The 16602-nt window shown below is 38.4% G+C and carries 10 protein-coding genes and 2 tRNA genes; 6 read left to right on the forward strand and 6 right to left on the reverse strand.

Annotated features, from left to right (window positions below):
• Positions 1-173 precede the first annotated feature (173 nt).
• The 3 genes from HNP36_RS15540 to HNP36_RS15550 form a co-directional block, all read right to left on the reverse strand.
• The gene (locus HNP36_RS15540) at positions 174-1148 is read right to left on the reverse strand and encodes a deoxyhypusine synthase family protein (protein WP_184165598.1); all 975 of its coding nucleotides are present in this window, start codon (positions 1146-1148) and stop codon (positions 174-176) included.
• Positions 1149-1273: 125 nt separating this feature from the next.
• On the reverse strand, positions 1274-1666 hold the full coding sequence (gene arfB, locus HNP36_RS15545; RefSeq protein WP_184165601.1) for an alternative ribosome rescue aminoacyl-tRNA hydrolase ArfB: 393 nt from the start codon (positions 1664-1666) through the stop codon (positions 1274-1276).
• 44 nt (positions 1667-1710) lie between these two features.
• Positions 1711-2742: an AMP-binding protein gene (locus tag HNP36_RS15550; protein WP_184165605.1), complete on the reverse strand. Its 1032-nt coding sequence runs from the start codon at positions 2740-2742 to the stop codon at positions 1711-1713.
• Positions 2743-2841: 99 nt separating this feature from the next.
• Here HNP36_RS15550 and HNP36_RS15555 point away from each other — a divergent pair.
• Together HNP36_RS15555 and HNP36_RS15560 are read left to right on the forward strand one after the other, a co-directional pair.
• A tRNA-Gln gene (locus tag HNP36_RS15555) sits at positions 2842-2912 on the forward strand.
• A 189-nt stretch (positions 2913-3101) separates the two neighbouring features.
• Positions 3102-3172: transfer RNA gene (locus HNP36_RS15560), tRNA-Gln, on the forward strand.
• Between the two features lie 50 nt (positions 3173-3222).
• On the opposite strand, the gene HNP36_RS15565 is transcribed toward HNP36_RS15560, so the two are convergent.
• From HNP36_RS15565 to HNP36_RS15575, 3 genes are all read right to left on the reverse strand, one after another.
• The gene (locus HNP36_RS15565) at positions 3223-3672 is read right to left on the reverse strand and encodes a hypothetical protein (protein ID WP_184165608.1); all 450 of its coding nucleotides are present in this window, start codon (positions 3670-3672) and stop codon (positions 3223-3225) included.
• A gap of 83 nt (positions 3673-3755) precedes the next feature.
• Positions 3756-5177, reverse strand: a complete 1422-nt coding sequence (locus tag HNP36_RS15570; protein ID WP_184165611.1) for an amino acid permease — start codon at positions 5175-5177, stop codon at positions 3756-3758.
• Between the two features lie 116 nt (positions 5178-5293).
• A complete protein-coding gene (locus tag HNP36_RS15575; protein ID WP_184165613.1) occupies positions 5294-5587 on the reverse strand; it encodes a helix-turn-helix domain-containing protein in 294 nt (97 codons plus the stop codon).
• Positions 5588-5772: 185 nt separating this feature from the next.
• Here HNP36_RS15575 and ccoN point away from each other — a divergent pair, with 185 nt between their 5' ends.
• The 4 genes from ccoN (at position 5773) to HNP36_RS15595 (ending at position 16602) form a co-directional block, all read left to right on the forward strand.
• Positions 5773-8052 (forward strand): cytochrome-c oxidase, cbb3-type subunit I, encoded by a 2280-nt coding sequence (gene ccoN / locus HNP36_RS15580; protein WP_184165616.1) that lies wholly within the window; start codon positions 5773-5775, stop codon positions 8050-8052.
• A gap of 19 nt (positions 8053-8071) precedes the next feature.
• The gene (locus HNP36_RS15585; RefSeq protein WP_184165620.1) at positions 8072-8959 is read left to right on the forward strand and encodes a c-type cytochrome; all 888 of its coding nucleotides are present in this window, start codon (positions 8072-8074) and stop codon (positions 8957-8959) included.
• Positions 8960-9244: 285 nt separating this feature from the next.
• Positions 9245-14275, forward strand: a complete 5031-nt coding sequence (locus tag HNP36_RS15590; RefSeq protein WP_184165623.1) for a translocation/assembly module TamB domain-containing protein — start codon at positions 9245-9247, stop codon at positions 14273-14275.
• Positions 14275-16602, forward strand: a complete 2328-nt coding sequence (locus HNP36_RS15595) for a BamA/TamA family outer membrane protein (protein WP_184165626.1) — start codon at positions 14275-14277, stop codon at positions 16600-16602. The genes HNP36_RS15590 and HNP36_RS15595 overlap by 1 nt, the downstream gene beginning before the upstream one ends.

Here is a 16602-nt window from a genome sequence, read left to right on the forward strand (position 1 = left end):
GTTCAAAAAATGTAAGACTGAATTAAATTATAGAAAGAAGAAAGGTTTTAAGAATATTAAGTTTAACTTCGTTTTTAAGTGAGACTGCCTCACTCCGCCCAAAACAATGAATTGAAAATAAAAAACGCTCCAAAATGAATTGAAGCGTTTGTATTTTTAAAAAATATTTACTCTTAAGAATTCTCTAAGATATAAGAGAACATCAATGGTGCACAGATAGTCGCATCACTTTCAACGATGAATTTCGGTGTAGTGATATCCAGTTTACCCCAGGTAATTTTCTCATTCGGAACTGCTCCTGAGTATGAACCGTAAGATGTTGTAGAATCCGATATCTGGCAGAAATAAGACCAGAAAGGAATATCATGCATTTCCATATCCTGGTAAAGCATCGGCACTACACAGATAGGGAAATCTCCGGCAATACCTCCTCCGATCTGGAAGAAGCCTACTCCTTTTCCACCTGAATTTTTAGTATACCAGTCTGCAAGATACGTCATATACTCAATTCCTGATTTCATAGTGGTTGCTGTAAGCTCACCTTTGATGCAGTAAGATGCAAAGATATTACCCATGGTAGAATCTTCCCATCCCGGAACCACAATTGGCAGGTTTGCTTCTGCAGCGGCAATCATCCATGAGTTTTCTCTTGGAATTTCGTAATACTGCTCAAGAACTCCTGAAAGGATCATCTTGTACATGAATTCGTGCGGGAAATAACGCTCGCCTTTAGCTTCAGCATCTTTCCAGATCTCTACAATATGCTTCTGAAGTCTTCTGAATGCTTCCTCTTCAGGAATACATGTATCTGTAACTCTGTTTAATCCTCTTTCCAACAAATCCCATTCATCCTGCGCGGTAAGATCTCTGTAATGCGGAACTCTTTCATAGTGAGAGTGGGCCACAAGGTTCATAAGATCTTCTTCAAGGTTGGCTCCTGTACAAGAGATAAAATCTACTTTTCCCTGACGGATCATTTCTGCAAGGATCTTCCCTAATTCAGCAGTAGACATTGCCCCTGCCAGGGTAATCATCATTTTTCCGCCATCTTTAAGATGCGCAACATACCCCTTAGATGCATCTACCAATGCAGCCGCATTGAAGTGCAGATAATATTTCTCTATAAATTCAGAAATCGGTTTGCTCATTTTTTTAATTTTTGCAAAGATAAAACTTAAAAACGGAATGAAGCAGATGCACTTAAAGAAACTCTGTGCAAACTTTCTTTTCGTTATCTGAAAAACCTGTATTTATTCGGTTACACTGTCTTTCCCTAAAACTTGAACTTCCTGTTATCCTTTTTTTCAGAGAGCTTCTTTTTCGTATCAAGTCGCTTTTGTTTTTGTCCCTTTGAAGGCTTGGTTGCAATTCTTTTCTTTTGAACAATTAAAGCTTTATCAACAAGTTCAACAATTTTTTCAACTGCCTTATTCTTGTTCATCAGCTGGGTTCTGCTTTCCGAGACCGTGAGGAATAAATATCCATCGGTATTAATTCTGTTTTTTAATTTACTATGAATCAGTTCTTTCTGATGATCATTAAAAAATTCAGACTCATCAACAAGCCAGAGAACGGTAACGGAAGTTTCCACTTTATTAACATTCTGGCCTCCTGCTCCACTGCTTCGTGAAGTTTTAAAACCGAGTTCTTTTGAAAAGTCTTTCATGTTTTTTATTTTGAGATTCAAGACACTGGAATCAAGATAAAAGATTATAAATATTTACTTATTTTTCTTTCCAGCTCTGTACGGTTTACTTTACCGTTGGGAGTTCGTGGAATTTCTTCCATGAAAATAATTTCTTTTGGTTTGTGGAAACTCTTTTCAAATGGTATTTCTGATATTTTCGATACTATATCTCCGGATTCTTTTCCTTCTATAACCAATATCAGTTTCTGTCCCAAACTTTCGTCATTTATCCCGACAAAAACGGCTTCATTGGGAATTTCTTTTTTTACCAAAGCTTCCAGTGTTTCAGGAAAAATTTTCGCTCCACCAGAATTAATAACATTATCTATACGTCCCAGGAATTTAAACTGATGGCTATTCTTTATTTCAACTAAATCATTAGTCTGAAGTACCTCAACATTAAGATTTGGAGCAAATATTTTCAGGCAGCCTCTTTCATCCACACTGATGGAAACATTTTCAAAAACGGTGAAATAATCTTCAGGTTCAGGCCTCACCTGCTTCAGGGCAATATGAGAGAGGGTTTCAGACATTCCGTAAGTTTCAAAAATACGGTTTGAGACAGATAATTGCTGATTACCGGAAATTTTCTGCTTCAAGCTCTCCGAAACAGCTGCCCCGCCAATAATTAAATTTTTAATCAAATGAAGCTTATCCAGAGAATTTTCCACCTGAAGCGGAGTCATGGCACAGAAGTTTATTTCTTCGTTTAAATGTTCAACAGGTTTCAGAGACGGCTCTACAACAATCAGCTTCAATTTTCTTTCTATGGAGCGGACTACCATCATCTTTCCTGAAATATATTCTATGGGAAGGCAGATCAATGCTTTATCTCCTTCCTGCAATCCCAGAAAATGACACGTCATCCCAGCAGAATTAATCATTTTATTTTTTTCGATCTCAAAAATTTTTGGTATTCCTGTGGACCCCGAAGTCTGAACCTTCACAGTATATCCGTGAGAAAACCATTCGTTCAAAAAAATTTTGATTTTCTGTTCAAAATCTGTCCGAAAGGATAAATTATTAATATTGAGATTATTGAAGTCTATCAGCATGATTGAGGTAAATAAAAAGCTGTGTAAATTTAAAAAAAACTTTAAAAAATTCTTGTATCTAAACAAAAAAGCTGTAAATTTGCCTCACCAAAATAAAACAGACCTATAGTGTAACGGTAGCACTCCGGTTTTTGGTACCGTCAGTCGGGGTTCGAATCCCTGTGGGTCTACAAACCATCCTTTTCAAGGGTGGTTTTTGTTTTTGGTATATCCCGGTTTTTGTTATTCTTAAACTCATTCAAAAAAATCAGTGAAAATTTCATGACTCAAAGCTAAAATAAGACTGACTTATGAAATTTTTCAAAACAGTTTTTGTGTGTAAAGAAAAAAATTGTAGATTTGCACCACCAAAAATAAACAGACCTATAGTGTAACGGTAGCACTCCGGTTTTTGGTACCGTCAGTCGGGGTTCGAATCCCTGTGGGTCTACAAACCATCCTTTTCAGGATGGTTTTTGTTTTTATCAGCTTGTATGAAAATTACAGATTTTTATATCGAAACGGAATCTTCACAATATCAATTACTTTTTCACCTCTGCTATTTTTCCCTGCGGTCCATTTTACTTTATCCGTAGTCTTTATTGCTGCTGTTTTTACTTCACTGTTAAAGATTTCATCTTTACCGTAAGTTGAAATATTCAGTACATTTCCTTCCTCATCAATTTTTATAATAATCTGTGTATTCAAGATTTTAGATGAAGGCTTCAAAATTTCTTTATTCAGGTTTTGCTCTACTTTTTTCACAAAAGCCTTGTTACCATCAGGGAATTGTGCAGGAAAAACAGTTGAAGGCGGAGGCGGAACAGACGCGTCCTGTGGCTGCCCGGATTCATATCGATCTGAAATCCGGGAATTGGTTTTAGCCTTTACTTTCTGTGAAAAAGCCACTGCTGAAATTAGAACAGAAACTATTATTATAATTTTTTTCATAGCTGAATTTAAATACGGTAAAAACAGTACAATAAGATATAAAAAAGGCAGATAAAAATCCGCCCTTTTATATCATTTACTGATTATTTATTTTTATACAGTTTAAACATCAAAAACAGGAAAGCCAGCCATACAGGAATCAAAATCACCTGAATTTCCATTCCTGTAATGCTCATCAGTACTAAAATAGCCAGTAAGAACAGGATACAGATGTAATTGGAGACCGGATAGAATATGGATGGAAATTTTGATTCAATCCCGGAATTCATGATGCTTTTCTTAAATTTCAAATGGGTGTAACATATCATCAGCCAGTTGATAATAAGTGTAGAAACCACTAAAGCCATTAAATATTCAAATGCTTTTTCAGGAACCAGTTTATTGATAATGATACAGATTCCTGCAAAACAGGAAGATACAATGATGGCATTGGTGGGAACATGACTTTTGTTCAGTTTCGTTAAAAACCCGGGTGCATTTCCCTGCTGTGCCAATCCGAAAAGCATCCGGCTGTTGCTGTAAACACTGCTGTTATAAACGGATAAAGCTGCTGTCAGAACGATCAGATTAAGGATATTTGCAATGAGTGAATTAAAGTGTATTACCTTTCCGAATAGATTAAATTCAAAACCGTTTAAATTCTGAAAAACCATTACGAAAGGGCTTGTTCCCTCTGTAATTTCTCTCCACGGACTTAAAGCGAATAAAATCACCAAAGCTCCTACATAAAAGATCAGAATTCTGTAGATTACCTGGTTGGTAGCCTGTGGAATTGTTTTTTCGGGATTCTTTGCTTCTGCTGCGGTAATTCCTATCAGTTCCAGTCCGCCAAATGAAAACATAATCATGGCCATCGCTGCAAATAGTCCTGAATAACCGCTTTCTGTCTTATTAAATAAACCTTTCGGGAAAAAACCGCCATCATTCCATAAATTCTGAATACTGGCCTTATCCCCTCCCGTACCGGTTACCAGCAGGTAAATACCGAAAATAATCATAGCCACAATAGCCACAACTTTGATGATGGAAAACCAGAATTCAGTTTCTCCATATACTTTTACAGAAGCAAGGTTTAAAGCATTAATCACAATAAAAAAGAATAAACTGGAAACCCAGAGCGGAATTTCGGGCCACCAGAAATGAATATAATGACCTATAGCCGTAAGTTCGGCCATGCTGACGAGAATATAGAGTATCCAGTAATTCCACCCCGACGCAAACCCCGGAAAATTTCCCCAATATTTATAGGCAAAATGACTGAAACTTCCGGAAACAGGTTCCTGAACTACCATTTCACCAAGCTGGCGCATAATAAAAAATGCAATAATTCCTGCTAAAGCATAGCCCAGAATAACGGAAGGTCCCGCTAAAACCGCTGCCGGACCAATCCCAAGAAACAGTCCTGTTCCTATAGCTCCTCCGAGTGCAATTAACTGAATATGCCTGTTGGTTAATCCTCTGACTAAAGACCCATCATTGGACTCTTTTTTCTCTTCACTGCTCATAAAATCAATTATGCCCTAAATATATAAAACTTTAGAGAAATTCACATTCTATGGAACTGTAAGAACGTTCAACAGGTTCAGTTTTAAAGAATTAAAAAGTAAAAAACAATATTTCCTTATAAATATTCCTCAGGAATTGAAATATTATTCTTTTTCATATACTCCAAAAGTCCCTGATATTTGTCTTCAGAGCCGCCTGTTCCACATTTATGTGAGATGCTGCAGATGTCGGAAGGTTTGATTTCCAAAATGTCGGAGATCTTCGTTAGTATTTCCAGATTGATCTTCACTTTAGAATTTTCAATGTCAGAATAGGCCTTTTGGGAAATGCCCATTTCAAAAGCCATGTACTCCTGTGTAAAATCCTTACTTCTGCGGATTTTTCTGATATTTTGACCACATACTTTCATTGTTTTCGTTTTAGTAGTTTTCGGTATAGTTTAGAAGAGTATCTACTAGACTTACACAAAGTTAATAAATACCTTTGGCAAAACATTATACACGTTACATGATATTTATTTCTTCATATAAATCAAGGTTAATCCCATCTGGTTTCAGAGGATAAATATCACTTCGGTACAACACAATTGGAATTATGGAGACGCAAAAATTCAATTATGACAATAATATTGTCAGAGCATTCTTGTATGCTACTATCGTATTCGGGCTGGTCGGCTTTCTGCTGGGACTTACAGCCGCACTGATGCTTTTTTATCCTGAATTACCTGAGTTTTTATTCGGAACGGATGATACCACCATCCAGAGTTTAAAAAGCGGAAATATTCAGGGATTGATCAATACACAGGGCGCTATGGGATTCGGAAGAATCAGAATGCTGCATACAAGCGCCGTTATTTTTGCTTTTGTGTGTAACTCCTTCTTCTGTGGTGCTTATTACAGCATGCAGAGACTTTTAAAAACAAGAATGTTCAGCGATACACTCTCATGGATCCATTTCTGGAGCTGGCAGCTGATGATTGTTGCCGTCGTGATCACTTTCTTAATGGGAATCAATACTTCCAAAGAATACGCCGAACACGAATGGCCTATTGATATTCTGATCACCTTCTCATGGGTCATTTTCGGAATCAATATGTTCGGAACCATTGCGAAGAGAAGAGTGAGACACCTTTACGTAGCCATATGGTTCTACATCGCAACATGGATTGCCGTAGCCATGCTCCATATCTTTAATAATCTTGAAGTTCCCCTATCATTTACCAGCTGGAAATCTTATTCTGTATATTCCGGTGTAAAAGATGCTCTTGTACAATGGTGGTACGGTCACAATGCCGTGGCATTCGTACTGACAACTCCGGTATTAGGTCTGATGTATTATTTCATGCCGAAAGCGGCTCAGCGTCCTGTATTCTCTTATAAATTATCCATTATTCACTTTTGGTCGCTGATATTCGTATACCTTTGGGCCGGTCCTCACCACCTTCAGTATACGGCGCTTCCGGCATGGGCTCAGGCCGTAGGTACAGGATTCTCTATCATGCTTATTGCACCTTCCTGGGGAGGAATGCTGAACGGCCTTCTTACCTTAAGAGGAGCCTGGGATAAAGTGAGAGAAAATCCGATCCTTAAATTCTTTGTAGTAGCAGTTACCTGTTATGGTATGGCTACTTTTGAGGGACCTTTGCTGGCTACAAAATCTTTAAACAAAATCGGGCACTATACGGACTGGGTTATCGGGCACGTACATATGGGAGCACTTGGATGGAACGGTTTCATGGCCTTCGGAGTAGTTTATTACCTGATCCCTATTATGTGGAGAACACCTTTATGGTCTAAAAAATTAGCCAACTGGCACTTCTGGCTGGGAACATTAGGAATCATCTTTTACGCTGTTCCTATGTATATCTCAGGATTTACACAGGGATTAATGTGGAAACAGTTCAATCCGGACGGCACTTTAATGTATAAAAACTGGCTGGATACGGTAACGGCAATTATTCCTTACTTTAAAATGAGATTCTTAGGAGGTATCTTTTATCTTTCTGGAGCTATTTTAATGGTGGTAAATGTGATCAAAACCATAAGATCAGGTTCATTCCAGAAAAACGTTCCCGCGGAAGCTCCTGCACTGGCAGACATTGGCAGCGCAAGAAAAGAAGGCGAAGGCGTACACCTTTGGCTGGAAAGAACTCCGAAACTGTTATCTATATTGGCATTCATAACCGTAGCTATCGGTGGATTGGTGGAAATTATTCCAACATTATCCCTTAAACAAAGTGTTCCGACGATTACGGCTGTAAAACCATACACACCGCTTGAACTGGAAGGAAGAGACCTGTATATCCGTGAAGGATGTAATGCCTGTCACTCACAGATGATCAGACCTTTCCGTGATGAGATCGTAAGATTTGAAGGCAAAAACGGGCAATACTCAAAAGCCGGAGAATTTATCTATGACAGACCATTCTTGTGGGGATCTAAGAGAACCGGACCGGATCTTCACAGAGAAGGAGGCAGAAACCCGGATTCATGGCACTTTAAACATATGTACAATCCAAGAATTACCTCTGCAGGTTCCATCATGCCCCGTTTCCCGTGGCTGATCACCAACAAACTGGACCGTACCCAAATGGTTGACAAGATGAGGTTAATGAAAAATTCTTTCGATGTACCTTATTCAAAAGCTGAAATAGATTCTGCAGGAAAATGGGCAGATAATCAGTCAAAAGCTATTGTACAGAGAATTTATTCTGAAGCGACAGACGTTAAAGACCAGATGGAAAAAGAAAAAACATCAAAAGGAGCATCTTATGTTCCGCTTGAACAGAGAGAAATCGTAGCGATGATCGCCTATCTTCAAAGATTAGGAACTGATATTAAAACAACACAGATTCAGACAGCAAGCGCTGAATAATGATTAAAATAATACTGTAATGAAAAAGAGAACCCCCATTTCAATATATATCGCAACCACGATAGGCTTAACGATCATGGCGTTTGAAATGTTCGCCGGAGATTCAGGGTATTTTTCCTCTCCGTTTTTCTGGGCGCTGCTGTTAATTGCAATCATCCTCCTGATGATCATGAACTCCATCGGAGATCTGGTTGAAAATGAAAGCTTCAGCAGATTGTCGGAAGAGGAAAAGAAAGAATATTTAGCAGAGAAAAGCATTCCTTATTACCAAAAGCTTTGGAATTCAGCATTTAAAAAACAGTCTGCTACTGAAGAAAAAGATATTCTTATAGATCATGGTTTCGATGGGATTACAGAGCTTGATAATTCACTACCGAAATGGTGGATCGGCCTGTTCTGGTTCGGATGCATATTCTGCGTAGTCTATCTCACAGCTTTCGCCTTCACAGAATACGCCCACCCGGAAGCGGAATACGACAAAGAAGTAAAAACAATGCTGGCATCCATAGCGGAATATGAAAAAACCGCTCCCCAGATTGATCTGGCAACAGCAAAATACAGCGCAGATAATATTGCAGAAGGTCAGGAACTCTTCAAAACCAATTGTGTAACCTGTCACAGTGACGGTGGAAAAGGCGGCATAGGGCCCAACCTTACAGATACACACTGGATCAATATTAAAGAAAAAAGCCTGTTCAAAAACGTATTCTGGATGCTTGAAAACGGTTCCCCGAATAATCCTACCATGCGCCCTTTCATCAAGGAAGGAACGATTACCGGAAGAGACGCCGAAAAAATTGCCGCTTATGTGTATCATATCAACCAGGAAACTTCTCCTGTTACTCCGGCTCAGGGCGGTGCTGCACCTCAGGGTGAAGAAGTGAAATGGGAGAACGGCAACAATTAACAACAATTTATTATCTCCATATATCTCTTCGCCCCCTTTGAAACTACACTAACATTTGAATTCATTTTTGCTAACCTTTTCAACACTAAAAAAATGATAATAAAGGGGGCTTTTTAAAGAAAAATCCACGCCTGGGCTGTCTTGATCAACTAATTCACTTGACAACTACTAAACTAAATTCCATAAAAAGGCAGCCGAGGCAGGGTTTTTGTACTTGCAATAGGGTACCACAACAAAGAGCTAATAAAATAGTATTCTTATCTTTGTTAGAAACCTGATCGCATTTTGAAACTGAAAATCAACAAAAGAAAACTCCTGAGGCGTATTGCAATAACCTTTATTTCAATATTGGTTTTTCTTACCCTTTTGATTCTAAGCTTAAGGCTTCCTGCCGTTCAGAATTTCATCAAAGACAAACTGGTTGTATATCTTGAGAAAAAAATCAAGACCAAAGTCAGTCTGGAAAGAGTTTACATCGGGTTTCCCAACAGTCTTGTAATGGAAAATCTTTATCTTAAAGGACAGGATGTAGATACGCTTCTGGCCGTAAAAAAACTGGATGTAGGTTTAAATATGCTGAAACTTATCAGTTCTACGGCTGACATTACTTCGGTAGATCTTGAAGGAGCCCGTGCCCATGTGGTACGAAAACCTAACGGGGCATTTAATTTTGATTATATCATTAATGCTTTTGCAACGAGCGATAAAGAAGAAAGCTCTTCCAAACCGTTTATTATTTCTCTTGATAAAATCAATTTAAAAGATATTGGAGTAACATTTAACGACCAGCAGTCAAGGAACGATATCAATTTATACTTCAAATCATTTGATACAAGGGTTAAAACCTTTGATCTCAATAAAAACACCTATGCCGTTAATGATATCAATCTTGATGGCCTTAAACTAAAATTAAAGCAGGACCTTATTGAAGAGGTTGCTAAGAAAGTAGAGAAAAAGGTAGATTCATTGAATGATAAAAAACCGATGAATATTGGCCTGAGAGGAATCAAGCTTACCAATTTCGATATTGATTACGGTGATGACAATACCAAAACTTTTGCTAAAGTACTGTTCAAGGAACTGAGCACAAAGGTGAATAAACTGGATCTGGAGAATAATTCCTACAATATTGCCAATGTTGTACTTTCCGGCGCAGATATTAATGCAAATCTTTATCTGCCTGCGCAAAATGCCAACCCAAAAGATTCAAAAGAGCCTGAAGTTTCCAAAGTTTCAGACCAGGATAAAGCCATGAAATTACTTCTTGGAAAACTTGTCCTGAATGATGTAAAAGCCGTATACAACAATACAGCTATTGCTCCCACAAAACAGGGAATGGATTTCAACCATATGAATTTTTCCAAAATGAACGTGGAAGTAAGAAGCTTCAAAATGGAGAACAATACTTTTGCAGGAACGGTAAATTCGGCGGAAATCAAGGAAGGAAGAGGCCTGGATATCCAAAAATTCAATACCGATTTTGTGTATGCAGAAAAGCAGGCTTATCTGAAAGACCTTTATCTGCAGACCCCGAAAACGCTGATCCGTGATGAGGTAATTTTAAATTACGATTCCCTTGAACAACTCACATCAAATCCAGGAGCGGTAAAAATTTCAGCCAATATCAAAGATTCTAAAATCGGTTTCGCTGATATCCTGAATATTGTTCCGGCTTTACGAAATACAGTTCCGTTCAATAAATATCCCAATGCGATTCTGAATGTCAATGCAAACGTTCAGGGAAGCGTAAATGATCTGCTGATCAAAGACCTTAAAGTTTCAGGCCTGGACCAGCTGAGAGTGGCTGCATCAGGAAGAATTAAAAATGCAATGAAACCTGAAAATCTTTATTATGATATCAGGATCGGGGAATTCTCTGCGGAAGCCAAAACCGTTTACAATCTGGTTCCGAAAAATACGATTCCTTCCAATATTGCCCTCCCTTCTCATTTCAGCATTAAAGGAAATGCAAAAGGATCTACAAAAGTGGTAAAAACTGATCTTAACCTCTACTCTACCCTTGGCAATGCCACAATCCTTGCCGATGTGGATATGAGCAGGAAAAACCGCGAACTGTATGATGTAAAGGCCAATCTTCAGGCAGTTCAGGTAGGAAAGATCATTAAAAATAAAGATATAGGCCCTGTAACGGCGCAAATCTCAGCAAAAGGAGAAAGCTTTGATTTCAAAAATGCCAAAGCTGATCTTAAAGGTCACGTGGCTTCGGCTGTGTATAAAGGCTACCGTTATCAGAATATGGACCTTACGGGTAAAATAAACCGTGGTGTTTATAATATTGTGCTAAACTCAAAAGACCCGAATGCCAATCTGAATTTGATTGCTTCCGGAGTTTACAATGAAAAAAATCCTACGGTAAAAATCAATGGTGAAGTAATCAAGCTTGATGTGAATAAACTTGGATTTTACGAGAAACCAATGATTATCGCCGGAAAGATAGACGGAGACTTCTCCAGTCTGAATCCTGATGCTTTGAATGGTTATTTAAACCTGAAAGATTTTGCATTTTCAGATACAAAAGAAGTGTATCCGGTACAGGAAGTCAATCTAAAAGCTTCCTCTACGCAGGATTCAACGCAAATTATCTTCAATTCCCAGATTGCTGATGTTTCTCTGATCGGAAAATATAAGCTTACACAAATATTCGGTGCTTTAACGCAGACCATCAATCAGTATTACCAGTTCCAGAAGCCGTCAAAAGGGCAGAAAATAGATCCGGGACAGTTTTTCACATTCAATGCAAAGATCAAGAATGATGATCTGATCAGAAAGTTTGTCCCCGATTTAAAAAGCTTTGAAACGATCAACCTGGCAGGAAATTACGATGCAGATTCCCAAAAAATAGAAATTGACGGGCAGATTCCGCAATTATTGTATGGTGAAAATTCCCTGGAAAATATTGCTTTAAAAGTCACCAATGAAAACCAGGCACTGCAATACAGCCTCAATACAGGGGCTTTACAAAGTTCCAGCTTTACCCTGAAAAAGATTGCTGTAACCGGAGACGTTGCGGAAAATATTATCAATTACAATATTACTTCAAAAGATGATAAAGATGCTACACAATTCCTTATTGCAGGAAATGCAAAATCGTTAAATGATATCACAGAGATTTCTTTAAATCCAAACGGACTGAAATTAAATTATGCAGACTGGAATGTAGCTGAAAACAATAAAATCCAGATCAGCAGCCAGGGAATTTTAGCAGACAACTTTATCCTGTCCAATGCCGGAAGCGAGATTTCCCTCCAGTCCGAAACTGCTCGCGCAGGTAGCCCTTTAAATATTTCACTGAAAGATTTTAAAATTGAAACCATTACCGAGCTTATTAAAAAAGACACAGTTCTGGCAAGGGGGACCATTAACGGAACTGCCCAGCTCAGGGATGTTACAAAAAATATGACCTTCACTTCCGACCTGAATATTTCAGATCTGATCGTATATGGAAACCCTGTGGGAAATCTGGCCGTAAAAGTGAATAATACTTCACCCAAAATACTGAATGCGGATATTGCTCTTTCCGGCAATGATAATGATGTGAAAATTCTTGGTGACTACAATACTTCTTCAAGTACATTTGATCTGAATATGGCCATCAACAGGCTCCAGATGAAGAGTGTTCAGGGCTTTTCCATGAATGCCATCACCAATACGGAAGGTTATCTTTCAGGAAATTTAAAAATTACCGGAAGCACTGAAAAACCGAACATTTTAGGTAAAGTGAAATTCAATGATGCCGGACTGGAAATTGCCAAAACAGGCAGCGATTTCAGAAAACTGAATGATGAAATTGATTTTACCAACCGCGGTATTGAGTTTAATAAGTTTAAAATCAATGATAAGGACGGAAATTCCCTTGTCATCAACGGGCAGGTTCTTACACAAACGTACAGGGATTTTGCATTTAATCTTGATGTAAATGCCAGGGATTTCAAAGTGGTAAACTCTGAAAAATCCAATGATGCCATGATGTACGGAGTTCTTGCGATTGATGCAGGACTTCACATTCGCGGAAATTTAGATCTTCCAAAAGTTGACGGCAGACTTTCAGTCTCTGATGATACGGATTTCACGTTTGTCCTTCCACAATCAAGCCCTTCACTCCAAGAGAGAGACGGAATTGTGGAATTCATCGACCAGGATCAGGTAGTTTTAAACAAAACTATTAAAGCTGATTCCCTGAAGGCCCAAAGCCGTTTCAAAGGAATGGATGTAAGCGTAAATATTGAGGTAAGCAAGGAAGCAAAACTATCAATTGTTATTGATAAGGCTAACGGAGATTTTGTAAAACTTCAGGGTGAAGCAGAATTGACCGGGGGAATTGATCCTTCAGGAAAAACAACCCTTGTAGGTGTGTATGAAGTGGAAAAAGGGTCTTATGAACTATCAGTAAGTCTTCTGAAACGTAAATTTGATATCCAGAAAGGGAGCACGATTACGTGGACGGGTGAACCTACCGCTGCAACAATGGATATCACGGCTGTCTATAAAACGGAAGCACCGCCTATTGACCTCGTTGAGCAGCAGGTAAGCGGTGAAGATGCATCCATAATGAATCAGTTTAAACAGAGAATTCCTTTCAACACTTTATTAAAAATGAAGGGTGAACTTCTGAAACCTCAGATCACTTTCGATATTACGACGGATGAGAAGAACAATGCGGTTTCATCTACGGTAACGGATATTGTAGATCAAAAGCTTACCCAGCTCAGAACCCAGGAATCAGAAATGAATAAACAGGTTTTTGCCCTTCTTCTGCTGAACCGTTTCATTGGGGAAAATCCGTTTGAGTCCGGTGCGGGAATGTCGGCCGAAATGCTGGCCAGACAAAGTGTGAGTAAAATTCTTTCCCAGCAACTGAACAACCTTGCTTCGGGTTTGATCAAAGGTGTTGATATTGACCTGGGTGTTGATTCTTCCGAAGATTATTCCAGCGGAGAAAAAAATACAAGAACCGATCTGAATGTGGGGGTAAGTAAAAAACTGCTGAATGACCGTCTTAAAGTGTCTGTAGGAAGTAATTTTGCCCTTGAAGGTGAAGCCCGCCAGAACGAAAACATGACGAATATTGCAGGAAATGTTACGGTAGATTACAGCCTTTCAAAAGACGGAAGATATATGCTCCGCGCCTACCGTAAGGATGAATACCAGGTAGCTCTTCAGGGGCAGATCATAGAAACGGGATTAGGATTCATCATTACTTTGGATTATGATAAATTCCGTGAGATTTTTCAAAAATCGAAGAAAGACAGACGTAAAAAGGAAAACAAAAATAACCAGGTGGTAGAATTTAAATAATGAAAAGCAGATTAAACATATATTGGAAATATTTATTCGTTTCAGGATTTGCGGCTATTACTTTCTCGTGCAGTAATACCAGGTTCCTGAAGGAAGGCCAGATGCTTTACACGGGCGGTGAAGTAAAGATTGAGAATGATACCATTTCGAAGAAGGAGAAAAACGAGCTTAAAGCTGCGCTGGAAGAAAATCTGGTTCCTAAACCCAATTCTACACTACTGGGACTGCGCCCGAAATTATATTTCTATAATATTGCCAAAGAACCTAAAAAAGATAAGGGTTTTAATTACTGGCTAAAATATAAGGTCGGTGAAAAGCCTGTTCTACTTGGAGATGTAGACCGTGAATTCAACAAAGATATCATTGAAAATTATTCTGAAAACAAGGGCTATTTCAATGCAAAAGCCACTTACGACACCGTTTCTAAAAACAAAAAAGCTAAGGTAATTTATACTTTAAGACCCGGTTCAAGATATTTTATAAGCCATGTTAAATTTCAGCAGGATTCTTCACTGGTTAACAGGGAAATTCAAAGTTTAACAAATAAAACTTTACTTAAATCCGGGAAACCTTTTGATCTTGATGTGATTAAGGATGAAAGAGTACGTATTGATAATGGCTTAAAGGAAAGGGGCTTCTATTATTTCAATCCTGATAACATTATTGTTCAGGCAGACAGTACGGTAAGTAAAAATCATAAGGTTGAGCTCAACGTAAAATTAAAAGACAATACTCCGGATCTTGCAACACAGCAGTTCAGTATTGACAAGGTGATCGTTTTCCCCAATTACAATATCCAGGATGTAAAAAGAGGCAAATATAATGTCCCTATGAACACTGATTCATTGTCTAAATATGCTTACGGTGATATTTATGTGATTGATCCGCAGCATAAATTCAAACCTAAAATTTTCGACAGAGCTTTATATTTTAAGAAAGGGGATCTTTATAACCGTTCCAATCATAATCTTACGCTTAACCGCCTGATCAGTCTGGGAGTTTTCAAGTTTGTAAAGAATGAATTCATTGTTTCCGATTCATTAAAACATCAGTTTGATGCGTATTATCTGTTGACACCAAGACAAATTCAGTCGCTCAGGCTGGAAGCTTTAGGAAGAACCAATTCTGCCAATTATGCAGGTAGTGAATTAAATTTAAACTGGACTCACAGAAACTTTTTCAGAGGTGCCGAGCAGTTTAAAGCAGCCATTTACGGAGCTTTTGATTTCCAGATGGGCGGACAGGAAAATGCACAGAATCTTTTCCGTGCAGGATCAACAGTACAACTTTCTATTCCGAGAATTGTAGCGCCTTTCCGTTTCAATTCTTCGAGTGCTTTTGTTCCGAGAACCAATATCAATTTAGGATTTGAATTCCAGAACCGGACAGAGTATTATACCCTTAATACTTTCAGTGCATCATTTGGTTATTTATGGAAGGAAAACGTACGAAAAGAACATGATCTGAAGCTATTGGATATAACACTGGTTTCTCCTGCCAAGGTTACTGCTTTATATGATTCAATTTCAGCTAATAGTGATGCCATGCAAAGAGTTGTTCAAAAGCAACTTATTTTTGGTCCTACTTATTCTTATACCTATACCAATACAATGCTGTCTAAACCCACAACCATTTATTATAAAGGGACATTGGATTTAGCAGGAAATATTACCGGTCTGGTAACAGGAGCAAATGTTGAGAAAGGAAAAGAAAAAAAGATTTTTGGAATACCTTTCAGTCAATATGCCAAAATAGAAAGTGACTTTAGGCTCTACCATAAATTTACAGAGAAAAGCTCTTTGGCTACCAGATTTATCGGAGGAATTGCTTACCCTTACGGAAATTCGGAATTTATTCCTTTCTCTAAGCAGTTTTTCTCTGGGGGGAGTAACAGCATCAGGGCTTTCCGAGCAAGAACTTTAGGTCCCGGAAGCTTTGATCCGAGAACTATTGATAAGGGAGTTCTGATAGATCAGTCTGGAGATATCAAACTGGAATTAAATGCAGAATACCGCGCCAATATTTATAAGTTTTTAAATGTGGCCGCGTTTGTTGATGCAGGAAATGTCTGGTTAATTAATGAAGATAATGACAGGCCCGGCGCCAAATTTTCCAAAGAATTTTTAAGTGAAATTGCCGTTGGAGCCGGAGTTGGTCTGAGACTTGATTTCTCTATCTTAATTTTAAGACTTGATCTTGCCATGCCATTACGCGTTCCTTACTATGAAAAAGGAGACCGGTGGGCATTTGATAAGATCAACTTCGGAGATTCAAGCTGGAGAAAAGATAATTTAGTTTTGAATATAGCCATAGGATATCCTTTCTAA

The sequence above is a fragment of the Chryseobacterium shigense genome, from assembly GCF_014207845.1.
Taxonomy (GTDB): domain Bacteria; phylum Bacteroidota; class Bacteroidia; order Flavobacteriales; family Weeksellaceae; genus Chryseobacterium; species Chryseobacterium shigense_A.